At 62.8% G+C, this 24,139-nt stretch carries 19 protein-coding genes; 12 read left to right on the top strand and 7 right to left on the bottom strand.

The features are described 5' to 3' along the window. Position 1: 1 nt before the first annotated feature. Positions 2-1,393 (bottom strand): alkaline phosphatase, encoded by a 1,392-nt coding sequence (locus VZC39_RS12875; RefSeq protein WP_434662998.1) that lies wholly within the window; start codon positions 1,391-1,393, stop codon positions 2-4. Between the two features lie 330 nt (positions 1,394-1,723). Between VZC39_RS12875 and ylqF the strand changes: the two genes are divergently transcribed. Together ylqF and VZC39_RS12865 are read left to right on the top strand one after the other, a co-directional pair. Beyond that, on the top strand, positions 1,724-2,668 hold the full coding sequence (gene ylqF, locus VZC39_RS12870) for a ribosome biogenesis GTPase YlqF (protein WP_349918440.1): 945 nt from the start codon (positions 1,724-1,726) through the stop codon (positions 2,666-2,668). 355 nt (positions 2,669-3,023) lie between these two features. Then, positions 3,024-4,172 (top strand): MFS transporter, encoded by a 1,149-nt coding sequence (locus tag VZC39_RS12865; RefSeq protein ID WP_434662995.1) that lies wholly within the window; start codon positions 3,024-3,026, stop codon positions 4,170-4,172. A 133-nt stretch (positions 4,173-4,305) separates the two neighbouring features. Here VZC39_RS12865 and VZC39_RS12860 read toward each other — a convergent pair whose 3' ends face one another. The 3 genes from VZC39_RS12860 to dinG form a co-directional block, all read right to left on the bottom strand. Continuing rightward, on the bottom strand, positions 4,306-5,202 hold the full coding sequence (locus VZC39_RS12860) for a histone deacetylase family protein (RefSeq protein ID WP_434662992.1): 897 nt from the start codon (positions 5,200-5,202) through the stop codon (positions 4,306-4,308). Between the two features lie 79 nt (positions 5,203-5,281). Next, positions 5,282-5,941 (bottom strand): YccT family protein, encoded by a 660-nt coding sequence (locus tag VZC39_RS12855; RefSeq protein ID WP_349918435.1) that lies wholly within the window; start codon positions 5,939-5,941, stop codon positions 5,282-5,284. Between the two features lie 156 nt (positions 5,942-6,097). Next, positions 6,098-8,170, bottom strand: coding sequence for an ATP-dependent DNA helicase DinG (gene dinG, locus VZC39_RS12850; RefSeq protein ID WP_434662989.1), 2,073 nt, complete (start codon positions 8,168-8,170; stop codon positions 6,098-6,100). A 385-nt stretch (positions 8,171-8,555) separates the two neighbouring features. Between dinG and VZC39_RS12845 the strand changes: the two genes are divergently transcribed. From VZC39_RS12845 to VZC39_RS12835, 3 genes are all read left to right on the top strand, one after another. Next, positions 8,556-9,593 (top strand): porin, encoded by a 1,038-nt coding sequence (locus VZC39_RS12845; protein WP_349918432.1) that lies wholly within the window; start codon positions 8,556-8,558, stop codon positions 9,591-9,593. Positions 9,594-9,792: 199 nt separating this feature from the next. Beyond that, positions 9,793-10,767 (top strand): hypothetical protein, encoded by a 975-nt coding sequence (locus VZC39_RS12840; protein WP_434662986.1) that lies wholly within the window; start codon positions 9,793-9,795, stop codon positions 10,765-10,767. 138 nt (positions 10,768-10,905) lie between these two features. Then, positions 10,906-12,096, top strand: a complete 1,191-nt coding sequence (locus tag VZC39_RS12835; protein ID WP_434662985.1) for an amino acid aminotransferase — start codon at positions 10,906-10,908, stop codon at positions 12,094-12,096. A 92-nt stretch (positions 12,097-12,188) separates the two neighbouring features. On the opposite strand, the gene VZC39_RS12830 is transcribed toward VZC39_RS12835, so the two are convergent. The 3 genes from VZC39_RS12830 to VZC39_RS12820 all read right to left on the bottom strand — a co-directional run bounded on the left by VZC39_RS12830 (position 12,189) and on the right by VZC39_RS12820 (position 14,867). Continuing rightward, positions 12,189-13,715, bottom strand: coding sequence for a helicase HerA-like domain-containing protein (locus VZC39_RS12830; RefSeq protein ID WP_434662983.1), 1,527 nt, complete (start codon positions 13,713-13,715; stop codon positions 12,189-12,191). Positions 13,716-13,848: 133 nt separating this feature from the next. Then, a complete protein-coding gene (locus tag VZC39_RS12825) occupies positions 13,849-14,355 on the bottom strand; it encodes a DUF2062 domain-containing protein (RefSeq protein WP_434662981.1) in 507 nt (168 codons plus the stop codon). Beyond that, on the bottom strand, positions 14,349-14,867 hold the full coding sequence (locus tag VZC39_RS12820; RefSeq protein ID WP_349918426.1) for a DUF2062 domain-containing protein: 519 nt from the start codon (positions 14,865-14,867) through the stop codon (positions 14,349-14,351). The genes VZC39_RS12825 and VZC39_RS12820 overlap by 7 nt, the downstream gene beginning before the upstream one ends. Before the next feature lie 28 nt (positions 14,868-14,895). Here VZC39_RS12820 and VZC39_RS12815 point away from each other — a divergent pair, with 28 nt between their 5' ends. From VZC39_RS12815 to uvrC, 7 genes are all read left to right on the top strand, one after another. Continuing rightward, positions 14,896-17,121: a DNA internalization-related competence protein ComEC/Rec2 gene (locus VZC39_RS12815; protein ID WP_434662977.1), complete on the top strand. Its 2,226-nt coding sequence runs from the start codon at positions 14,896-14,898 to the stop codon at positions 17,119-17,121. Between the two features lie 112 nt (positions 17,122-17,233). Further along, positions 17,234-19,009 (top strand): lipid A ABC transporter ATP-binding protein/permease MsbA, encoded by a 1,776-nt coding sequence (gene msbA, locus VZC39_RS12810; protein WP_349918423.1) that lies wholly within the window; start codon positions 17,234-17,236, stop codon positions 19,007-19,009. After that, the gene (lpxK, locus tag VZC39_RS12805; RefSeq protein WP_434662975.1) at positions 19,009-20,016 is read left to right on the top strand and encodes a tetraacyldisaccharide 4'-kinase; all 1,008 of its coding nucleotides are present in this window, start codon (positions 19,009-19,011) and stop codon (positions 20,014-20,016) included. Before msbA ends, lpxK begins: the two co-directional genes overlap by 1 nt. A 206-nt stretch (positions 20,017-20,222) precedes the next feature. Then, entirely contained in the window at positions 20,223-20,411 is a 189-nt protein-coding gene (locus tag VZC39_RS12800; protein WP_434662973.1) for a Trm112 family protein, read from the top strand. Continuing rightward, on the top strand, positions 20,408-21,169 hold the full coding sequence (gene kdsB, locus VZC39_RS12795) for a 3-deoxy-manno-octulosonate cytidylyltransferase (protein WP_434662971.1): 762 nt from the start codon (positions 20,408-20,410) through the stop codon (positions 21,167-21,169). The genes VZC39_RS12800 and kdsB overlap by 4 nt, the downstream gene beginning before the upstream one ends. A 210-nt stretch (positions 21,170-21,379) precedes the next feature. Next, positions 21,380-22,024 (top strand): UvrY/SirA/GacA family response regulator transcription factor, encoded by a 645-nt coding sequence (gene uvrY / locus VZC39_RS12790; protein WP_349918418.1) that lies wholly within the window; start codon positions 21,380-21,382, stop codon positions 22,022-22,024. 143 nt (positions 22,025-22,167) lie between these two features. After that, positions 22,168-24,021, top strand: a complete 1,854-nt coding sequence (uvrC, locus tag VZC39_RS12785) for an excinuclease ABC subunit UvrC (protein WP_434662970.1) — start codon at positions 22,168-22,170, stop codon at positions 24,019-24,021. Positions 24,022-24,139: the final 118 nt, after the last annotated feature.

The raw sequence follows: 24,139 nt of genomic DNA, 5'->3' as shown, positions 1-24,139 counted from the left end.
CTTACAGCTTGGCCGCAGCCTTGACCTTGCCGAACACGGCGGTGTTATCGAGAGAGCCGTGGAAGCTGTCCGCTCCCTGGCCGATGGCGCCGAGGAAGACGTCGGTGCCGCCATGGGTTTCGTTGCCGATGTCGCCGGTGCTGACCACCACCTCCTGGTGGTAATCGTCGGCGGAGACGGTGGCGTCATCGAGGGCGGCCACGCTGCTGCGCGGGCCTTCTACCCGGTTGTAGCCGTTGCCAAAGCCGATGATGGTGTAAGGCATGCCGTCGGCGTCCTTGCTGGGTTCGCCATCGGTGTAGTTCTTCACCAGCCCGAGCACGCCCGGGTTGCTGGCAGTGGTCTTGCCGGTACGCTTGGCATAGCCGTTCAGTACCAGGGTATGGTCATGGTCGGCGGTGACCACGATCAGGGTATTCTGCAGTTCGGGGTCGGTTTTCTTCACCTCAAGGATGGCGGCCTTGATGGCGTCATCGAAGGCGATGGTGTCCTGCAGGGCGCGCTTGGCGTTGGTGTCGTGCAGGGCGTGATCGATGCGTCCCCCTTCCACCATCAGGAAGTAACCCTTCTCCTTGCCCTGGAGCTGCTTGATGGCAGCCAGTGTCATCTGGCTCAAGGAAGGCTCGCTGGCCGGTCTGTCCAGGTCATATTTCATGTGGCTCGAACCGAACAATCCCAGCAGCGGCTTGCTGGCATCGGCCTGGTTCAGCTCGTCGAGGGTGCTGGCAAACTGGTAGCCCTTGGCCTGCATCTCGCTCACCAGGTTGCGACCATCGGTGCGCGTGCCCTTGTCGGCGGTGGGCAGGAAGAAGCTGCTGCCGCCCCCGAGCACCACGTCCAGCCCCTCTTTCAGGGCCCCGTTGTAGCCGGCGCCACCCGGAACCAGCTGGGCGGCGATGTCTGCCTCCAGATCCCGGTTGCAGATGTGGGCATAGGTGGCGGCCGGGGTAGCGTGAGTCACCCGGGTGCTGGTGACGATGCCGGTGCCGCGCCCGTCAGCCTTGGCCAGCTCCAGCAAGGTGGTGACCGGCTTGCCGGCACTCTGGTTGCAGTCGGCCTCCTGGGTGGCGTCGCTGTCCATGCTGATGACGCCGTTGTTGCTCTTGACCCCGGTCATGTAGGCCGCCATGGAGGGGGCCGAGTCGGTGACCTGGGCATCGTGGGAGTAGGTCTTGATGAAGGCCGTCTCCGGCAGGGTGTCTATGGTGAGATCCCCCTCTTCACCGACGCCGTAGATACGGGCCGCGGTCAGGGTGTTGAGGCCCATGCCATCGCCGAGGAAGAAGATCACGTTCTTGGCGCGGGGTTCGGGGGGATTGCTGTCGTTTGTGGAATTGCAGCCAGCGGCCAGGGCGGCGCCGATCATCAATGCAAGTCCTGCCATCTTTCTCATTGGGGTTCGCTCCTTGTAAAACCTGAGCGCAGCCTAGAGGGGCCGGATGACACTTTTAGTGAAATTGGATGACAATCCGATGAAGGTGTTAGCTAAATGTTATGTTGTATCAATCACTTATTGATGATGGCTCTGTCAGTTTCCCGCCCTGAATAAAGGCGGGCAGGGGGAGCCAGCGGCTTGGTGGTTTGCTTTTATCTGACTAGAATCACCTGTCAAATTGAGGCGCCAACGGGTAAAATGCGCCCCCTTGCGACGCCAGACGTCCGCCATCGCTCGCCGCGCGTTCCCGCAAGCCAGCGCCTGCAGCCCTTACAGAGAGTCACGGATATGTCCATCAACTGGTTCCCCGGCCACATGCACAAGGCCCGCAAAGAGATTGCCGAGGTCATGCCCCAGGTCGATGTCATCATCGAGATGATCGATGCCCGCATCCCCTTCTCCAGCGAAAACCCGCTGGTGCCCGAGCTGCGCGGCGATACCCCGGTGATCAAGGTGCTGAACAAGGCGGATCTTGCCGACCCCGAGATCACCGAGCTGTGGGTGGCGCACATGGAAAAAGAGAAGGGGATCAAGGCGCTGCCCCTGACCCAGCAGGAGCCGGAGAAGATCAAGGCGCTGCTGACCCTGTGCCACGAGATGCTGCCTGAGCGCAACTTCGACCTGCGCGGCGTGCGGGCCATGATCATGGGCATCCCCAACGTGGGCAAGTCGACCCTGATCAACACCCTGGCGGGGCGCATCATCGCCCGCACCGGCAACGAGGCGGGGGTGACCAAGTCCCAGCAGCGGATCAAGCTCGACAACAACGTTATCCTGACCGATACCCCGGGTTTCCTCTGGCCCAAGCTCAATCCGCCCTCCTGCGGCTACCGGCTGGCTATCACCGCCGCCATCAAGGACACGGTGTTCGACTATGCCGACATCGCCATGTTCGCCGCCGATTACTTCATCAAGGCGTACCCCGAGCGGATCAAGACGCGCTACCAGTTGAGCGAGCTGCCACAAACCGAGATCGAGCTGCTCGAGCTTATCGCCCGCCAGCGCGGCTTCATGCGCAAGGGGGGGCTTGCCGATCTGCACAAGGCGTCCGAGATCCTGGTGAACGAGTTCCGTTCCGGCATGCTGGGCCGCATCTCCCTGGAAACGCCGGAGATGGTGGCCGCGGAGATCATCGAAGCGGATGCCGAGGCCGAGCAGAAGGCCAAGGAGAAGGCGGAGCGTGAGGAGCAGCGTCAGGCCCGCGCCCGTCGCAAGTACGCCAAGAAACGTTGAGCCGGGGCCTCCTTGCTGGCGTTGCCACCGACTGACACACAAAGCGCCTGCGGGCGCTTTTTGTTTGGCCCACAGTGTTCTGCAACCTCGCTTCTTCACGCTTCCGTCTTTATGCTGGCCGTCGCCATTGCCCATGGGGGGAGGGCAAACCCTGCTTAAGGCCCTCGCTTTATATAGAAACCGCCAGATAATCAGCAGGATATGAACAAGGTTCAGCTGGCGCTCGCTGAGTCGCACTGTGGGCACCAATCACTGGCCTGAAAAAATCCCGCCGACGCTCTCTCTGAGCGATTGACAATGGTTTTGGCGGTGGCATGATGCGCTCGCATTTTTGCCTCTCCCCACGGTTTTATCCATGACCACATATACCCGGCCAGTGCTGTTATTGCTCTGTGGCCTGCTGCTGCTGACCCTGGCCATCGCGGTGCTGAATACCCTGGTACCGCTCTGGCTGGCCCATGAAAAACTGCCGACCTGGCAGGTGGGCATGGTCAGCTCCTCCTATTTCAGCGGCAACCTGCTGGGCACCCTGCTGGCGGGGTCGCTCATCAAACGGGTCGGCTTCAACCGCAGTTACTACCTGGCCTCCCTGCTCTTCGCCGCAGGCTGTGTAGGCCTCGGGATCAGCCTCGAATTCTGGAACTGGCTCGGCTGGCGTTTCCTCGCCGGGGTCGGCTGCGCCATGATCTGGGTGGTGGTGGAGAGTGCACTGATGTGCAGCGGCACCGCCCACAACCGTGGCCGTCTGCTGGCCGCCTACATGATGGTCTATTACGTGGGCACGGTGCTGGGGCAACTCCTGGTGAGCAAGGTGCCGACCGGGCTGATGGCGGTATTGCCCTGGGTCACCGGTCTGATACTGGTGGCCAGCTTGCCATTGCTGTTCACTCGCATCGTCAATGCGCACGGGGAACAGCAGAGTACCACCCTGGTCTGGCCCATGCTGCGCCTGCGATCGGCCCGTCTCGGGGTCGATGGCTGCATCATCTCCGGCATCGTGCTGGGATCCCTCTATGGCCTGATGCCGCTCTACCTGAATCATCAGGGCGTGAGCGACGGGGGCATCGGCTTCTGGATGGCGGTGATGGTGAGTGCCGGCATCCTGGGGCAGTGGCCCATCGGCCGTCTGGCGGACAGGTTCGGACGCTTGCCGGTGCTGAGGGTGCAGGTGTTCGTGGTGATCCTGGGGGCCCTGGGGATGCTCGGCAACGCGGCCATGGGGCCGACCTTGTTCATCCTGGGGGCGGCGGGATTCACGCTCTATCCGGTGGCCATGGCCTGGGCCTGCGAGAAGGTCGAACAGCATCAGCTGGTGGCGATGAACCAGGCGCTGCTGCTGAGCTATACCATCGGCAGTCTGCTGGGGCCGACCCTGACCGCGATGCTGATGCAGCGCTACTCGGATAACCTGTTGTTCGTCATGATAGCCTGCGTCTCCTTCATCTATCTGCTGATGCTGCTGCGCAAGATGGGGACACACAGGACGCCGGTGGCTCATGCCTGAGGGTGGGCAAAGGCGCCAGATACCGGGCCGTCAATCGGCTAGCCAATCCTGGGGGCGAGCTGAGCCGTCACTGTTGTGCTTTATATAAAGAAGAGGCGGCCCCTGGGCCGCCTCTTCGTTTGGGGTGAGCGGGCTAGCCGAAGCGGCGCCGCGCCTCCTCAAACAGGGAGAGATGCAGGGGGATCAGGGCCTGCCAGTCTCGCCGATAGCCACCTCCCGGCACGGCGGCGATGGCCAGCCCATGCTGCCGCGCACAGTCAAAGACCATGGCGTCCCGTTGGCGCACCCCGGCATCGCTCAGGGAGAGAAACCCCAGCTCGTCGGCATGGTGCACATCCACCCCGGCCTGATAGAGGATGAGATCCGGCTGATAGAGGCGCAGCGACAGGGCGAGGGCCTGCTCCAGGGTGGTGAGGTAGGCATCGTCCTCCATGGCCTCTGGCAGCGGGAAATCCAGATGGGAAGCGGGCTTGTGGAAGGGGAAGTTGCGCTCCCCATGGAGGGAGAGGGTGATGATCTCCCGGCTCTCCGTGCACAGGGCCGCACTGCCATCCCCCTGATGGACATCGAGATCCACGATGAGCACCTGCTCGCAGCGTCCCTCGTCGAGACAGGTCTGGGCCGCAATCACCAGATCGTTGAACAGGCAAAAACCGCTGCCATAGTCCCGGTGGGCATGGTGGTAGCCACCGGAGATCTGCAGGCCGCACCCTTCGGCCAGGGCATGGCGGCTGGCGGCAATGGTTGCCCCGACCGAGTGCAGGGTACGCTCGATAAGCAGGGGCGACCAGGGAAAGCCGAGTCGGCGGATGGCGTCCCGGCCCAGGGCGCCGGTGAGGGCGGCCTCCACATAGTGCTCGTCATGAACGCGGGTGAGCTGCTCCCGGCTGGCGGGGGCCGTCAGTGCCAGGGGATAACCCCGGGCCGACAGGGTCTGCTGCAGCGCCTGGTACTTGGCGAGGGGAAAGCGGTGGCGCGCCGGCAGAGCGAGGGCGGAATAGCTGTCGTGATGGAAGATGCGAAGCGTCATGAGGCGGCCTGCCCAAGGTTTGAGAAGGGCGTGAAAAAGGGGAGCATGGCTCCCCTTTGGCATCGATATGGCGTGGCCATTACTGCTGCTGGATCACCCAGATCTGGAATGCCTTGCGGGTCTCGGCATCGGCCTTGTTGTACCAGCTCTGCAGCTGGGTCAGGGCTTCCGGGTTGCTCATGGCCTTGCTCGGCGCCACTTCGACCGGCGCGCTGGCGGCAGCCATCACGGCGGCGGTGGAGACGGCAACGGTTTTGGGCTGATTGAATGCCTTGCCCATCTTGATGAGCTCTTGCTGGTAGTCACGGGTCAGCTGGAAGCCACCCACGGTCGGCATGATGAATTGCTCGGTCTTCAGAGCCTGGCCGGTGGCTTTGTCTTTCAGGACCACGTTCTGATCCTTGATGAAACGACGAGCTTCCTCTTCCTTGCGGGGTTTCTTGAAGTCGAGGAACAGTTGCTGGTTGTCGGCGGCGTTGAAGTTGATCACCAGGGGCTCGGCGGTCACCAGCTTGGTTTCGCTGCGGCTGGAGTAGTTGCCTTCGAAGGCGACGACGACCTGGTGCCGGCCAGGCTCGATGGAGAAGACGGTGGCTTTGTCGAGCAGTTGCGGGTTGACGGGTTCACCGTCGAGCAGCTGGATGACGTAGGGATTGTTTATTTCCAGTTGGCTAGCGGCCAGGGCGCTACCTGCCCACAACAGACCAGCCAGGGCCGGTACCAGAACAGTCAGTTTCATTTCATCTCCTTGAACAGTCAGGCGAGTGCCCACTGAAAAATAGGGGCTCATTTTTACAGGTTTGCCGCACAGCGGCAATAGGTGTTTAGGGCGTCTCTGACCGGGTTTGCAGCGTATTTTCTCGCAGGAGAAGGGGCGGGCAGTCGATCCTTTGGCCTACTCCACCCGTCGGGTGAAGGGCGGCAGGGCATCCAGCAGCCCCTTGCCGTAACGCTTGGTCAGCAGGCGCCGGTCGAGAATGGTGACCCGCCCCCTGTCGGCCTCCTTGCGAATGAGGCGACCGCAGGCCTGGATGAGCTTGCGGGACGCCTCCGGCACCGTCAGCTGCAGGAAGGGATTGCCGCCGCGCTGCTCAATCCACTCGGCGGTGGCCTCTTCCACCGGGGAGTTGGGCACCGCGAAGGGGAGCTTGGTGATCACCAGGTTGGTGAGGTAGTGGCCGGGCAGGTCCAGCCCCTCGGAGAAGCTGCCGGTACCAAACAAGATGCTGGCCTGGCCGCCGTCGCACTTCTGTTTGTGCAGGGTCAAGAGGGCGCTGCGAGATGCCTCCCCCTGTACTAGCAGGGAGAGCCCCTTGGCCCGCACTCCCGCCGCCACTTCGTTCATCTGCCGGTAGGAGGAGAAGAGCACCAGGCTCGCCTCCTTGCCCGCCACCAGGCGGGGCAGAGTTTCTATCAGCTCCTGGGTGAAGGCCGGGGCGCTGGGCTCATGGACCATCTTGGGCAGATAGAGCTCCGCCTTGTGGTAGTCGAAGGGGGAACGCAATCGCAGATAGCGGGTGCCATCGTGCTCCTTGAGCCCCACCTGATGGCGGAAGTAACTGAAGGAGGAGAGGGCGGTGAGGGTGGCCGACACCAGCACGGCGCCAAGGCATTTTGCCCAGAGCCACTCCTCCAGCAGATAACCCACTTCGATGGGGGAGGCGTGCAGCCAGATGTCGCCATCCTCCCCCTTGGCCATCCAGCGGGCCAGTGGCGTCTTGCCGGTGGGCACGTGGCGGCTCAGCATCTCCCACAGGGCGCAGAAGCTCTCGAGTCGTTGCAGGTGAAAACCGCTCTCCGCCAGCAGGGGCTCGGCCTCCTTGCGGCGGATCTCCCCATCCTTGAGAGCCTCGCCGATGGCCCCCTGCATCCTGTCCAGCGCACGCAGCGCCTTCTTGCTCGCCTCTTTCAGATTCTCCGCCAGCATGGGCAGGGGATCCGGCAGCACCCCGTCGGCGAAGCGATGATGCTGCTCCCCCCCAAACAGGTGATCGTTGCCGGCGAGCCACTGCTCCAGCGCCTTGAGATCCGGCTGCAGGGAGGCCAGCGCATCCTGCAACTTGAGCTGAGGGTCCAGCAGGCTCTCCTTGTTCAGCGCCCGGGCCAGTTTGCCGGCACTTTGCACCAGCTTCTCCAGCCAGCGGCGCGAACCCTTGACGCTGGCGGAAGCGGCCCCGTGATCCCGGGCGATGGTCGGCAGGTGATGGGCTTCGTCCAGCACATAGATGCACTCATCCGGCGGCGGCAGAATGATGCCGCCCCCCATGGTGAGATCCGAGAGCAGCAGGGCGTGGTTGACCACCAGCACGTCGGCGGCATCCATGTCGTTGCGGGCGCGGTGGAAGGGGCAGGGCTGGTGATGGCTCAGGGCCTTGTTGCAGCTGTGGCGGTCGGCGGCAATCCTGTCCCAGCAGAGATCCGGGATGGGCTTGGGCCAGTTGTCCCGATCGCCGTCCCACTTGCCCTCGGTATAGGCCTGCCACAGCGCCTGATAGCGCTCTTTGTCGGCATCGGAAGGCTTGTGTTTGCTCAAAGCCCCGAAATCGAGCTCGAAGTTGGCCATCTCGCCGCCGCTCGCCGCCTGCTCCAGCAGATGTTCGCAGCAGTAACGCTGGCGTCCCTTGACCAGCATGAACCGGAATGGCAGCTCGCTGTGCCTGTGGTAGAAGGGCAAGTCCTTGTGGATGAGCTGCTCTTGCAGGGCGACGGTGGCGGTAGAGATCACCAGCTTCTTCTGGGTGAGGCGTGCCACCGGGATGGCGCCCTGGGCGTAGGAGAGGGATTTGCCGATACCGGTGCCCGCCTCGGCTACCAGGATCCGGCGGGCCCTGTCGTATTCACCGGTCAGGGTCTTGGCTATCTCGGCCACCAGAAAGTTCTGCTCTTTACGGGGCACAAAGCCGGGTAAACCATCGGCAATCTGTCGATAAGTATTGCGAATGGTGGCTTTGAGGCGGGTCGATAGCATAAATGAAGTCTGGCCGATGCGGGGGAGGTGAAGACAGGATACCCGCAACAAGGCGGTGGGGTCGAGGCAGGGAGTGACAGGGGGAGGGATCCCTGGCGCCGCATTTATAGTATAAGGACTCAAATTGGTGCAATAAACCACCAGGGCGGGTTATTAATACAGCGATAATCGCTGTAAACGTTTTCCCTTTCAGGGGTTGTCAATGTGAGAGTCAGCTCACAAAATTTTTGCTTTGACTAAGCATTTCGCAAAAAGTTCCAAGTTTTTTCGTTGCGGATAGGAAAACCCGGTGATAGTCTCGGCGGCATAGTGATGCAAAGAACATCGCTAACACAGGGAATAACAAGGACTTAGTGTTTAATTACAGTAGGCATTGGAAACAACTATGAAAAAGACAATTCTGGCTATCGCAATCCCGGCTCTGTTCGCTTCTGCCGCTAACGCCGCAGTCGTTTATGACAAAGACGGTACTTCTTTTGATATCTACGGCCGTGTTCAGGCTAACGTATACGCTGACCATGACGACGCTGATACCGAGCTGGTTGGTTCTTCCCGTCTGGGCTGGTCCGGTAAAGTTGCGCTGAACAACACCTGGTCCGGTATCGCCAAGACCGAGTGGCAAGTTTCTGCTGAAAACTCTGACAACAAGTTCAACTCCCGTCACATCTATGTCGGCCTGGACGGTACCCAGTACGGTAAAATCATCTTCGGTCAAACCGACACCGCGTTCTACGACGTGCTGGAGCCGACCGATATCTTCAACGAATGGGGTGACGTAGGTAACTTCTACGACGGCCGTCAAGAAGGTCAGATCATCTACTCCAACAGCTTCGGCGGTTTCAGCGGCAAGCTGTCCTACCAGACCAACGATGACGTAGCCGTCAAGGTTACCGACATCGGCCAAGGCATCACTGAAGACGCCGTATACGGTCCGAACGTAAAACGTAAGTACGGCTATGCTGCCGCTGCTGGTTATGACTTCGACTTCGGTCTGGGCTTCGACGCCGGTTACGCTTACTCCGACCTGGAAAGCACCACCACTTCCGCTTCTGGCGACAAGAAAGAGTGGGCCCTGGGCGCACACTACGCCATCAACGGCTTCTACTTCGCCGGTGTCTACACCCAGGGTGACCTGAGCTACGACAACACCGCCTTCGGTAGCGACAAGGACAAGGGCCGTGGCTACGAGCTGGCTGCTTCCTACAACGTTGACGCCTGGACCTTCCTGGCCGGCTACAACTTCAAGGAAGGCAAGGTTGCCTCCAACTCCGCCAATGCTTCTTACGAAGATATTGTTGATGAGACCCTGCTGGGCGTGCAGTACAACTTCACCTCCAAGTTCAAGGCTTACACCGAGTACAAGATCCAGGGTATCGACAACGTGGATGACGAGTTCACCGTTGCCCTGCAGTACAACTTCTAATCCAGTCTTAACGCTGAGTTAGTGACGAAACGGCCAAGCCTCGCTTGGCCGTTTTATTTTTGGCTCTCTTTCTGCAATCTCTCCCCACTCATTCCCGCGCAGTATCACGTTGCCACGCTTTTTCCCTTGGCTCTCTCTGGCAGGATCGCTAGATTATTCAACTCGTTGAAGGAAAGTTGACCGACAGGGAAGAGCAGGCTTGATCGATTTCACCCACCCCGAGTGGCGGGCGCTGGCGCAGCAGTTGCTGGCCGATGCCGCCCCGGTGCTGCGTGCGCGCCAATGGCAGCCGCTCATCGGCATGCTCAGAGACAATCAGCTGTTGCTGGCCCTTGGCAATCATCGCTATGAGCTGACGCCGGCGGGCCGCCGCTATCTGACCCGTGAGCTGACCCTGGCCGAGATGGCATGCGCCCCGCCCGAGCCGGAGGAGTGGCTGCACGGACAGGGCTGGTTGCTGGGGGAGCGGGTTAACGAGCGGGTACTGGCGGCGCTCTATCGCAAAGGGCAGGGCAGCTTCAGCCCCGTCGAGCAGATCAACTTCGAAGACAAGGGGATTGGGCTGTGCCGGGATCAATCCCTGCGGCTGCGGGCCGCGCACCCGTTCAGCCTGTTTTTCAGCGGGGGGCGCCTGCTGGATGCGGGGCCCTGGCTGGAGAGTCTCGGCGAGGTGGCGCTGCCCGTTCGCACCCTGGGGGGCCTTGGCAAGATCCTGTGGGGGGAGGGGCATATGCAGCGAGTGATCAGCACCGATTCTCTCGGCGCCTTCGCGGAGCTGGCATTGCCCGAGGATGCCCTGCTGGTCTGGCTGCCCCCCGATGAACCCGGCGCCCTGCGGTCCCTGATTGCCGCACTGCCGCCTCAGGTGATCTGGAGTCACCTGGGGGCGCTGGAGCCCGCGGCCATCGATCGGGTGCTGATGCTGGCCGAGCGGCTCGGGCGGCCGGCGAGCTGGTGGCTGCCACGGGCCTTGGCACCCATCAAGGAGGCCTATGCCGCGCCCCTGGTGGATTCCCGCCCCTGGGAACCGAGCCGGATCCCGCGGCCACTGGTGGTACTTTGTAGCGATTTGATCGAGTCAAACAGCGGTTTGTCTGCCGAAGTCTGCGCCCTGGCGCATGAGTGGCATGCCGTCGGTGACCAGGGCAGTGTAAGCGGTCAAAGATGCCTGTGAAAAAGCGGTTTTCCCCTATTGAGCAGGGTGGTATAAAGAGCTGACAATGCGCTCGCCTGCGGGCGCTTTTGTTTGCCACTTTTTTGTTTCAAAAACGCGCCTGCCACCCAACACATTCAATGGAATACAGGGACTACCATGTTTGAAAAGGTTGTTGCCGCCCCAGCGGATCCTATTCTGGGCCTGACCGAAGCCTTCCGTGCCGATACTCGTAGCCACAAGATCAATCTGGGGGTCGGTATCTACAAGGATGAGTCCGGTGCCACCCCCATACTGCACTGCGTCAAGAAGGCCGAACAGAAGCTGCTCGGTGACGAGAAGACCAAGAATTATCTCGGCATCGAGGGCAACCCCGAGTACGCCCGCATCGTGCAACAACTGCTGTTCGGGCAGGACTCCGCCCTGATCGCCAGCGGCCGCGCCAAGACGGCGCAGGCACCGGGTGGCACAGGGGCGCTGCGCATCGCCGCCGAGTTCGTGGTGCGCAACGGGCTCGCCAAGACCATCTGGATCTCCGATCCCACCTGGGCCAACCATGTCAGCGTGTTCCAGGCCGCCGGTCTCTCCGTGAAATGGTACAAGTACTACGATGCCGCCACCAAGGGCCTCGACTTCGCCGCCATGCAGGCCTCGCTGGCCGAAGCGCAGGCCGGCGATCTGGTACTGCTGCACGGCTGCTGCCACAACCCGACCGGTATCGACCCGACCACCGAGCAGTGGCAGGCCCTGGCCAAACAGAGCGCCGCCGCCGGCTGGCTGCCGCTGTTTGACTTCGCCTATCAAGGGTTTGCCCGTGGCATCGAAGAGGATGCACAAGGGCTGCGGATCTTCGCCGCGTGCCACGACGAACTGCTGGTGGCGAGCTCCTTCTCCAAGAACTTCGGCCTCTACAACGAGCGGGTCGGCGCCTTCACCCTGGTGAGTGCGAGCAAGGCCGTGGCCGATGTGGCCTTCACCCAGGTGAAGACCGTCATCCGTGCCAACTACTCCAACCCGCCGTCACATGGCGCCGCCGTGGTGACGGCCATCGTCAGCGATCCGGCCCTCTATGCCGAGTGGGTGGAAGAGGTGACCGCCATGCGCGTGCGGATCCGCGAGATGCGCGAGCTGCTGGTGGAGAAGCTCGCCGAGCGCGGTGTTGCCCAGGACTTTGGCTTCATCCGCGAGCAGAATGGCATGTTCTCCTTCTCCGGTCTCTCGAAAGATCAGGTGGAGCGCCTCAAGAGCGAGTTTGCCATCTATATCGTCGGCTCCGGCCGGATCAGCGTGGCCGGGATCACCCGTGCCAACATCGATCCCCTGTGCGATGCCATCGCCAAGGTGCTGTAAGGCGACTCGCGCTAAACCAAACGCCTGCCCGCCAGGGCGCACGAAAAGCCTGCCAATTCGGCGGGCTTTTTTATGTCGGGTTCTCGTGGGGGCTAGCGCCGCCCCTTGCCTCCCAGCAGGGATCCCAGCACGCCGCGGATCAGCTGACGTCCCACCTCGTTGCCGAGGGTGCGGGCCACGCTCTTGGCGGCGGTCTGCACCACCCCATCGTGCTGGCCGCCACGGGGGCCGGTGCGACCAAACAGCATGCCGCTCAGGGCATCGAGCAGCCCCCCCTGCTCAGGCTGGCTCTTCGGGGTTGGGGAAGGGCTTGATTTCTCATCCCCGGCCGTTTTTTCCTCATTCTCATTGCCCTTGAGTCGCTCGAAGGCGGACTCCCTGTCCTCGCTCTGCTCATAGCGGCCGTGCAGCAATGAGCCCTGGAGAAGAGTCTGACGCTCGGCCGCCATCAACGGTCCGATGCGGCTGGCGGGGGGGGCGATGAAGGCGCGCTCCACCACGCTGGGGCGCCCCTTCTCATCGAGCAGGGAGACGAGGGCCTCACCGACGCCTAGCTCGGTGATGACCCCGGCGGCATCGAAGGCGGGGTTGGCCCGCAGGGTGTTGGCGGCAATGCGCACCGCCTTCTGATCGCTCGGGGTGAAGGCGCGCAGGGCATGCTGAACTCGGTTGCCGAGCTGCCCCAGCACCGAGTCCGGGATGTCGGCCGGGCTCTGGGTGACGAAATAGACGCCGACCCCTTTGGATCGGATGAGGCGCACCACCAGCTCTATCTTCTCGAGCAATGCCTTGGGCGCGTCATTGAACAGGAGATGCGCCTCGTCGAAGAAGAACACCAGAGTGGGGCGTTCCGGATCCCCCACCTCGGGCAACTGTTCGAACAGCTCGGAGAGCAGCCAGAGCAGAAAACAAGCATAGAGCCGGCTGGACTGGGTCAGTCTGGCGGCGGCCAGCACATTGATGTGCCCCCTGCCGGCGCCGTCGGTTTGCAGCAGATCCTGTATATCCAGCATGGGCTCGCCGAAGAAGTGATCCCCCCCGGCGCTCTCCAGGGTGAGCAGGTTGCGCAGGATGGCCCCGACGGAGGCGGTAGAGACATTGCCATAACGGGTGGTGAGGAACTTGGCGTTCTCCCCGACAAACTGCACCATGGCCCGCAAGTCTTTCAGGTCGAGCAGCAGCAGCCCCTCGTCGTCCGCCACCTTGAACACCAGTTCCAGCACCCCGCTCTGGGTGTCGTTCAGCCCGAGCAGTCGGGCCAGCAGCAGGGGGCCCATGTCGGAGACGGTGGCCCGCACCGGGTGACCCTGCTCGGCAAAAAGATCCCAGAAGATGGCCGGGCTGGCGGCAAATTCAGGAGCAGGGATGCCGAGCTGCGCCAGGCGGGCATCGAACTTGGTGGAGGGGGCACCTGGGGCACCCAGTCCGGCGAGATCCCCTTTGACGTCCGCCAGGAATACCGGTACCCCGATGCGGGAGAAGCCTTCCGCCATCACCTGCAAGGTGACGGTTTTGCCGGTCCCGGTGGCGCCGGTGATGAGGCCGTGACGGTTGGCCAGTGCGGGCAGCAGGGTGATGGGCTGGCCATTGGCGTAGGCGAGGGTCAGTGGTTCGGCCATGGAGGGCTCCTTATCGCAGTCGACCAAAGAGGAAACAGGCTGATAGGAGTGTGGTGGCAGAGCCAGATGATGGCAAGGGACACCCTCGCGCTGGCCTCCCGTATGTCATTCATTCGCCTCGAAAGTTATGCGGTCAGGGGCGCCGGGGTTGACCCTTGCCGAGGCGAGCCAGTTGCAGCAGCAACAAGGTGAGCAGGGCCCCGGTGGCGGCCGTGATCAGCGCGAGCAGCAGGCTGCCGAGCAGGAAGGGGGGCACCAGGGTGGCCGCCTCGTGTTCCAGCCAGTGCAAAGACCAGCTGAGGTGGAAGGGTTCGGGGGGCTGCCCCAACATCAGACAGCCGGTGCGATAGGCCCACAGGTACATGAAGGGCAGGGTCAGGGGGTTGTTGAACCAGACCGCCAGCAGGGCCAGCGGCAGGTTGAAACTGAAGACGAGGGCCAGGGCCACCGCGACCAGGGAGTGCATGGGCATGGGCACCCAGCTTGCGAAGATGCCGGAGGCGATGGCGCCGCAGAGGGCGCGGCGCCCACCCTGCCACAGGGCCGGAGCGAGCAGCCGCTCGCCGAACAGGGCAAACCATTTCTGTTGGCGCAGGGTTTCGGGATCCAGCTTCAGGCGGGCGATCCACTGCTTCAGCATGCCCGTGCCACCTTGCGTTTCTGCCATTGACGCACCGTGTTGATGCGCCAGAAGGTGCGGATCAGGGCGTAGCCGAGCAGGGAGCTCAGCAGGGCGAGCACCAGGGAGCCCAGCAACAGGGGCGGAGCCAGGGTTTCGAATACCGAGACCAGCCAGGCCCAGGTGAACTCTATCTCGATATGTTGATGGGGCTGGCCCAGCAGCTGGCATCCCACCAGATAGGCACCGTAGAACAGCGGCGGCATGGTGAAGGGGTTGGAGAGCCAGACCAGGGCGACGGAGAGGGGCAGGTTGACCCGGCAGGCGATGGCGCCGCCGGCGGCCAGCAGCATCTGGCAGGGGAGCGGGATCCAGGCCATGAAGAGGCCCACCGCGAAGGCACCGGCGGCGGAGCGCCGGTTGAGGTGCCAGAGGTTGGCATCGAGCAGCAGCTTGCCAAACAGGCGTAAATGTTTGTGCTCCTTGAGCTTCTCCTGATCGGGCAGCCAGCGTTTGATGAGTCGTTTGGGCATGTTTGAAACCTTGCTAAATACTTGCTCAATGGATCTGCGTCTGTTGTCGTTTGCCCTGGGGGCAAGCTCCTCACTGCTCTGGCCCTGGCTCCCCTCGATGGCATGGGGGGCCGTGCTGCTGATGCTCGCTCTCTGGCTGGCCCATGGCCGTCATTGGCCCTGGCTGTTCCTGTTGCTCGGCATGCTCTGGATGCAGGTCAGTCTGCAATATCGGCTGGCCTGGCTTGGGAGTCTGGAGGAGCAGACTGCCCACATGATAACCGCAGAGGTGCAAAGTACGGAGTCCTCCGGAGGGAAAGAGGGGGATAAATTTGCTCGCCTGCTGTTGCGTCTCGGCACCCTGGATGAGAAAACCATCCGTCCTTCGCCCCTGATCCGCGTCAACGCCTACCAGGGGTTGCCCCCTCTGCCCGCCGGCAGTCAGATTACCCTGGTGAGCACGCTCAAGCCGGCCCATGGGCTCGCCAACGAGGCGGGCATGGACGGGCGACGACTGCTGCTGGGCAAGGGGATCACCGCCACCGGCAACCTGCGCCGGGTGGTGGCGCTGGCGGCTGTCGCCCCCGGCTGGCGTGAACGCTGGCTGGCCGAGGCCCGTCTCGCCTGGGCTGGACTGTCTCAGGCACCGTTGCTGGCGGCGCTGACCTTTGGCGAGCAGGGCGGGATCTCGGATGCCCAGTGGGATCTGTTTCGTGGCAGCGGCCTGACTCATATCATCGCCATCTCGGGCCAGCATATCGCCCTGGTGGCGGTGCTCGGGTGGTGGCTCGGGCGCCTGTTCGGCTTGCGCGCCGCCATAGTTGTGTCGCTGCTGTTTGCCGCTGTCTACAGCGCCCTGGCAGGATTTGCGGTGGCCACCGAGCGGGCCCTCATCATGGTGGCGGTCTGGAGCCTGCTGCGTTGGCGACGGCGTGACTGGCCGAGTCATCGCATCTGGTTGTGGGCCTTCGTCGTACTCACGCTCTGGGATCCCTTCGCCCTCTACTCGGCGGGTTTCTGGCTCTCCTTCCTCGCGGTGGCGCTCCTGCTGCTGGCGAGCCATCTCATGGCCAGACCCGGCCTGATGCGTCTGCAAGTTCTGCTGCTAGTCGGTCTGCTGCCCTTGCAACTGTTGTTGTTCGAGGGGATGGCCCCCCTGACGCTGCTGTTCAATCTGCTGGCTCTGCCGCTGTTTTGCATCGGCATCATCCCGCTGGCACTCATCGGCGTGCTGGTGGCGCCCATTTCCACCACGCTCGCCCACGGTCTGTTCTGGCTCTCGGCATGCGGACTGGAGTGGGTGCTCTGGGGCGTGAACCTGCTGGCGAGCCATCTTCAGCTCTGGTGGCCGGTGCCGGGCTGGCTGATGCCGACGAGTCTGCTGCTCATCCTTGTGTGGGCGGGCTGGCGTCTACCGGGGGGGCGCTACCTGGCGCTGCCGGTGGGCACGGCCCTGCTGCTGGCTGCATGGCCTGCGCCCAGCCCCTGGCAACTGCGGGTGCTGGACGTGGGACAGGGGCTGGCCGTGCTCATCAGTCGGGGGGAGAGGGGCATCCTCTACGATACCGGCGATCGCTACCCCGGCGGCTACAACATGGCCGATGCCGCCATCCTGCCCGTGCTGAACCGACTCGGCATCCGGGTACTGGATGCCCTCATCATCAGCCACAAGGACAAGGATCACGCGGGCAATCGTCTCGCCGTGCTGCAGGCGTTGCCGGTGCGCCGGGAGATCTCCTCCTTTGCATTCAGCCCAGGCACCCAGCTGTGCCAGCGTGGTCAGCGGTGGCGCTGGCAGGGGCTCGAGTTTGCGGTGCTGTGGCCTGTGCGGCCGGGAGCGGGACACAACAACGATGGCTGTGTGGTGCAGATAAGCGACGGCCCTCGCCGCATGTTGCTCAGTGCCGATATCGAGAAGGAAGCGGAGCGTCGCCTGCTGGTATTGGAAAACGCTGAGGGGCATGTAGGGAGGCTTGCCAGCACCCTGCTGATCAGCCCGCACCACGGCAGCCGCACCTCCTCGACACCGGGCTTCGTGGCGGTGGTCAGTCCGGCCTTTGTCATTCATAGCGCGGGTTTCATGAATCAGTGGCAATTTCCCAAGCCCGAAGTGGTGGCCAGATACGCGGGGGCGCATCAATGGGTGACGGGGCAGGATGGTGCCATCCTGGTCGAAGCCGAGGGGGCGGGACTCAAGATCCGGGCCGAGCGGGAAGAGGGGCCATGGTATCGGCGAAACGGCGACTGGTGGCGGCCCAGACTCTGGGGTTGGTAGGGCATGCCTTCGCTATTTTCCATGTTGTCAGCGCGCGGCGTGATGGCGGTGCTTGGTGTAAGCCTGCGCTTTGGCTAGAATAGCCCGTCATTTCCTTCAATTACGGCTATTCATGCAACAAGAAACCTCACAAGAGAGCTGGCCCGTCTTCAAGCGCCTGCTCGGTTATGTCCGGGATCGCAAACTGGGACTGGTTGGCGGCATCATCGGCATGCTGGGCTATGCAGCCGTGGATACCACCTTCGTCTATTCCATCAAGCCGCTCATCGATCAGGGGCTCAACGGCAACGACAGCAGCGTGCTCAAGTGGATGCCCTTCTTCGTGCTGGGTATCGTCGCCTTGCGCGGCTGCGCCGCCTTTCTCTCCAACTACTGCATGGCCTGGGTCGGCAACCATGTGGTGATGCGGCTGCAACAGCAGGTGTTCAGCCACCTGATGGCCATGCCCATGAGTTTCTTCGACCGCCAGAACACCGGCAACCTGCTCTCCAAGGTGACCTATGACGCCGGCCAGGTCTCCTCCGCCGCGAGTTCGACCTTGGTCTCCCTGGTGCGGGAAGGGGCCACCGTCATCGGCCTGCTGGGCCTGATGTTCTACCACTCCTGGCAACTGTCGGTGATCTTCCTGGTGGTGGGCCCGGTAGTGGGCGTCCTGATTGGTCTCATCAGCCGTCGTTTTCGTAAGATCAGCCGCCAGATCCAGCAGGCGGTGGGGGATATCACCACCTCCACCGAGCAGATGCTCAAGGGTCACAAGGAGGTGCTGATGTTCGGTGGCCAGGAGGTGGAGGACAAGCGCTTCTTCTCCGTCAGCAACCGTATGCGCCAGCAGACCATGAAGATGGTGGCGGCGGATGCCATCGGCAGCCCCATCGTACAGATGGTGGCCTCGGTGGCCCTGGCGGTCTTCCTCTATGTGGCGACCATCGACAGCGTCAAGGCGACCCTGACCGCGGGGACCTTCACCGTCATGGTCACCTCCATGATGATGCTGCTCAAGCCGCTGAAAAGCCTGACCGACGTGAACAACCAGTTCCAGCGCGGCATCACCGCCTGTCAGAGCCTGTTCGGCCTGCTCGACTCCACCCCGGAAGAGGACACCGGCACCCGCACCCTGGAGCGGGCCCGTGGTGAAATCGAGTTTCGCAATGTCACCTTCACCTACCCGACCAAGGAGACTCCGGCGCTGCACAATGTCAGCTTCAAGGTCGAGGCGGGCAAGTCCGTGGCCCTGGTGGGGCGCTCCGGCTCCGGCAAGAGCACCATCGCGAGCCTCCTGACCCGTTTCTACGACATCGAGCAGGGGGAGATCCTGCTGGACGGGGTCAACATCCGCGAATACAAGTTGAGCGAGCTGCGCAAGCAGTACGCCCTGGTCTCCCAGCACGTACACCTGTTCAACGACTCCGTGGCCAACAACATCGCCTACGCGGCGGAAGATCGCTACAGCCGGGAACAGATCCAGCACGCGGCCAGCATCGCCCACGCCGACGAGTTCGTGCGCAAGATGCCGGAAGGCTACGACACCGTCATCGGTGAGAACGGCGCCTCCCTGTCCGGCGGTCAGCGCCAGCGCATCGCCATCGCCCGCGCCCTGCTGCGCGACGCCCCCGTGCTGCTGCTGGATGAAGCCACCTCGGCCCTGGATACCGAGTCCGAGCGTCACATCCAGGCGGCCATCGACGAGCTGTGCAAGGCGCGCACCTCCCTGGTCATCGCCCACCGTCTCTCCACCATCGAGAAGGCGGACGAGATCTTGGTGATCGACGAGGGTCACATTGTCGAGCGCGGCAACCACAGCGAACTGATGAGCCAGCAGGGCACCTATGCCCAGCTGCGCGCCATCCAGTTCGGTGCCAGCCAACCCGCCGCGAGCCAGCAGGCCTGATGCTGGAGCGGCTCTGGTACGAGAAGAGTGGCTGGCGCTGGGCGCTGGCCCCCTTCGCCCTCTTGTTCGCCCTCATCAGCGGCGTGCGCCGCTATGCCTATCGACGCGGCTGGTTCAAAGCCTATCGCGCCAGTCTGCCGGTGATCGTGGTCGGCAACATCTCGGTCGGTGGCAACGGCAAGACCCCGGTCGTGGTCTGGCTGGTGGAACAGTTGCAGGCTCGCGGCTTCAAACCCGGGGTGGTGAGCCGTGGCTATGGCGGCAAGGCGCCGCATTATCCGTATCGACTGGATGAGAACAGCACCACGGCCGAGGCGGGGGATGAGCCCGTGCTCATCGCCCGGCGCTGTGGCTGCCCGGTGGTGGTGGCGCCCAAGCGCGCCGATGCGGTGCGGTTGCTGGAGCAAAGTGGAGAGGTGGACATCATCATCACCGACGACGGCCTGCAGCACTACGCCCTGGCTCGGGATCTGGAACTGGTGGTGGTGGACGGCATGCGCCGCTTCGGCAATGGCTGCCTGCTGCCCATGGGGCCCCTGCGCGAGCCCATGACCCGCTTGCAGCGGGTGGATGCCATCATCTGCAATGGCGGCACCCCGGCGAGGGGGGAATACCCCATGCAACTGGTGGCGGATACGCCGCGCCGGGTGCGCGGCGACGCGCTGGCCACCGAGCCTTTGCCGCGCGAAATCGATGCCCTGGCGGGAATAGGTCATCCTCCCCGTTTCTTCGCGACCCTCACCAGCCTTGGTTATGAACTCAAGCAGAGCGTCGGCTACGCGGATCACCAGGCGTTCGACCGCGCCGAGCTGCTGGCCCGCTTCGGCGAACGTCCCTTGCTGATGACGGAAAAGGACGCGGTCAAGTGCCGGGACTTCGCGCCGGACCACTGGTGGTATCTGCCGGTCAGTGCGGCGCTGCCGACCTCCTTGCTCGATGCCCTGCTGGCCTCCTTGGCCACGACCCGTGGGGATGTGGCAGCACCTCGTGCTAATGTGAATAAATAAACATCGTATTTGTGCTGTTGGTGCGAGATTTACCTTGGGTAATGACTGCCACAGCGACCCAATCAGTTGAAAATATGGCGATGTCCGGCGTGAATACCAGGCCTGTGCCCGCAGGGGTACTCGTCATCGGCGCCGGACATGCCCACTGGATTGCCCGGCATTACTGACCGGGATCGCCTGTCCGAAATCGTCAAAGGAGTTTCGTTGTGGCACTGGATATCAAATTGCTCGACATCATCGCCTGCCCGGTCTGCAAGGGGAAGCTGCACTACAACAAGGCCGCCCATGAGCTGGTCTGCCGCTTCGACAAGCTGGCCTATCCGCTGGAGGAGGGGATCCCTGTGTTGCTGGAGAACCGCGCCCGCGCCCTGTCACTCGAAGAGCTGAACCCATGAGCTTCGTCGTCGTCATTCCGGCCCGCTACGCCTCGACCCGGCTGCCGGGCAAGCCGCTGGCGGACATCCATGGCAAACCCATGGTGCAGCACGTGGTGGAAAAGGCCCTGCAGTCCGGTGCGGATCGGGTGATCGTTGCCACCGACGACGTGCGGGTACAACACGCACTGGCTGCGGTCGCCAGCGAGACGGGGGCCGAGGTGTGCATGACCTCCGCCGATCACCAGTCCGGCACCGAGCGTCTGGCGGAAGTGTGCCGTCACTACGGTTTTGCCGCCGATACCATCATCGTCAACGTGCAGGGGGATGAGCCCCTCATTCCCCCCGTCATCATCCGCCAGGTGGCAGACAACCTGGCCAGTGCCAGCGCCCCCATGGCGACCCTCTCCGTGCCCATCCAGGATGCCGAAGAGGCGTTCAATCCCAATGCGGTGAAGGTGGTGACCGACCAGGCGGGCTATGCCCTCTACTTCAGTCGCGCCTCCATTCCGTGGGACAGGGATCGCTTTGCCCAGAGCCACGCAGAGATTGGGGCGCATTATCAGCGCCATATCGGCATCTACGCCTATCGCGCCGGTTTCATCCAGCGTTACGTGGATTGGGCGCCGAGCGCCCTCGAGCAAGTCGAGGCGCTGGAGCAGCTGCGGGTGCTCTGGTACGGGGAGAAGATCCACGTGGCCCAGGCGCTGGAGGCCCCCCCCGTGGGAGTGGATACCCAGCGGGATCTGGACAAGGTGCGCGCCCTGCTGGCCCCCTGAGAAAGATCACGACAATCAGACCCGAAACGGCGCCTCAAGGCGCCGTTTTTTGGTTGAAACTTTACATAATTAGTTGATTTAAAACGGCATTAATGGAGAGTTTCAAACTTTTACCGGCCATGGTTTGCCAAATCACCGAGTTTGGTTATGATGCAAGACGCCGTGTTAACCCTAACTGGCATATAACGACATAAGAAACGGGGTGTATGGGTGATTAATGTATTCCTGGTCGATGATCATGAGTTGGTGCGTACAGGGATAAGACGCATTTTGGAAGATGTCCGCGGGATCAAGGTGGTGGGCGAGGCACAGAGCGGCGAGACGGCCGTGGCCTTCTGCCGGCAACATCACCCTGACGTGATCCTGATGGACATGAACATGCCGGGGATCGGCGGTCTGGAAGCGACCCGCAAGATCCTGCGGATCCGGCCCGATGTGCGCATCATAGTGCTGACCATTCATTCAGAAAACCCGTTCCCGACCAAGGTGATGCAGGCGGGTGCCGCCGGTTATCTGACCAAGGGGGCTGCGCCTGACGAGATGATCCACGCCATCCGGCTGGTACACTCCGGCCAGCGTTACATCTCCCCGGAGATTGCCCAGCAGATGGCCCTGAGCCAGTTCGCCTCGGCGGACGAGAACCCCTTCAAGTCCCTCTCCGAGCGCGAGCTGCAGATCATGATGATGATCACCAAGGGGCAGAAGGTGACCGACATCTCCGAGCAGCTCAACCTGAGCCCGAAGACGGTCAACAGCTACCGTTACCGGTTGTTCAGCAAGCTCGACATCAACGGGGATGTGGAGCTGACCCATCTGGCCATTCGCTACGGCATGCTGGATGCCGATACCCTCTGATCGGGTTGAGTGTGTTGAAAAAGGCGGCCCGGGCCGCCTTTTTGCTTGATGGCCCTGGCTGCTTCTGTCGCCGCTCGGTTTTGCTTTCCGGTGGCGGGGCGCAGTATGATCCCCCGAGAATCTTGTCCTGAATCGAGTCGCCGATGATCCCTTCTCCTGAACCCCATTTCGACAGCAAGGCCTTCCTGAGTGCGGTCACCAACCAGAGCGGTGTCTACCGCATGTATGATGCTGGCGGCACCGTCATCTACGTGGGCAAGGCCAAGGATCTCAAGAAGCGGCTCGCCTCCTACTTTCGCACCCATGTCGACAGCATCAAGACCCGTACCCTGGTGCGCCAGATAGCCGACATCCAGGTGACGGTGACCCACACCGAGACCGAGGCGCTGATCCTCGAGCACAACCTCATCAAGCAGTACCAGCCGCGCTACAACGTGCTGCTGCGGGACGACAAGTCCTACCCCTGGATCATCATCACCAGCCATCGTCATCCTCGCATCGGCGTCCACCGTGGCGCCCGCAAGGTGAAAGGGGACTACTTCGGCCCGTATCCGTCCGGTGGCGCCGTGCGCGAGAGCCTGCACCTGATGCAGAAGATCTTCCCGGTGCGCCAGTGCGAGGACGCCGTCTATGCCAACCGCACCCGTCCCTGCCTGCTCTATCAGCTCAAGCGTTGCGCCGGCCCCTGTGTAGCGGGTTTGGTGAGCGAGGCGGAGTACGCCCAGCAGGTGGAGCTGGCCAAGCTGTTCCTCGCGGGCAAGAACCAGCAGGTGATAGGGGAGCTGGTGGGCAAGATGGAGTCCGCCAGCGGCGATCTGCGCTTCGAGGAAGCGGCCCGCTACCGGGATCAGATCCAGGCTTTGCGCCGGGTCACCGAGCAGCAATCGGTGAGCGGCAACGTGCTGGACGAGCTGGATGTGGTGGGGGTGGCCTTCGAACAGGGTACCGCCTGCATCCATGTGCTCTTCATCCGTCAGGGCAAGGTGCTGGGTTCGCGCAGCTACTTCCCCAAGGTGCCGGCGGATACGCCGCTCGACGAGGTGGTGCAATCCTTCCTGCTGCAGTTCTACCTGTCGGGGCAGGGGGGCAGGCAGATCCCGAGCGAAGTACTGCTGGACGTGGCGCTGGAGGATGAAAGCGTCATTGCCGAGACCCTGAGCCAGACCGCCGGTTACAAGGTAAGGGTGCAGAGCCGCACTCGCTCCGAGCGGGCCCGTTTCATCAAGCTGGCCGCCATCAACGCCGAGACGGCGCTGCGCTCGCGCCTCGCCCACAAGAGTACCATCACGGCCCGCTTCACCCAGCTGGAGGAGCTGCTGGAACTGGAGGCTCCCATCGCCCGCATGGAGTGTTTCGATATCTCTCACACCATGGGGGAGCGCACCGTGGCGTCTTGTGTGGTGTTCAACCGGGAGGGGCCGCTCAGCTCCGAATACCGCCGTTTCAATATCGACGGCATCACCGGCGGGGATGACTACGCCGCCATGGAGCAGGCGCTGGAGCGGCGCTTTGGCAAGCAGCAGGAGCCGGACAAGGTGCCGGATGTGCTGTTTATCGACGGCGGCCTCGGCCAGTTGCGCCGGGCCGAAGAGATCCTGGCGCGACAGCTCGAGTTCCTCGGCGGCAAACACCCGCTGCTGGTGGGGATCGCCAAGGGGGTGACCCGCAAGGCGGGGCTGGAGACCCTCATCATGGGGGATAGCCACGAAGAGCTGCACTTGCCGGCGGATATGCCCGCCTTGCACCTCATCCAGCACATTCGCGACGAATCCCACCGATTTGCCATCACCGGCCACCGGGCACGGCGCGCCAAGGCCCGCACCACCAGTACCCTGGAGGATATTCCCGGGGTCGGGCCCAAACGCCGGCAGGCCCTGCTCAAATACCTGGGGGGCCTGCAGGAGGTGAAGAAGGCGGGGGTGGACGAGCTCGCCAAGGTGCCCGGCATCAGCCAGGAACTGGCTCAGTCCATCCACGATGCCCTGCACTCGCTGTGATAGAAACAGGGTCATATCGGCGTGGGGATCATCCTGGGCGATCAGGGTATTGCACAGGGGCGCCGGGCCCGGTGGGATCTGGCAAAGCCCCGTTTCGGCATACAAGAGCCGTGACGTC

It is taken from the genome of Aeromonas sp. NJAU223 (assembly GCF_051125555.1).
GTDB classification, from domain to species: Bacteria; Pseudomonadota; Gammaproteobacteria; order Enterobacterales; family Aeromonadaceae; genus Aeromonas; species Aeromonas veronii_G.
Note: the sequence above shows the minus strand (reverse complement) of the source record. Positions and strands in the feature narration are given on the sequence as shown.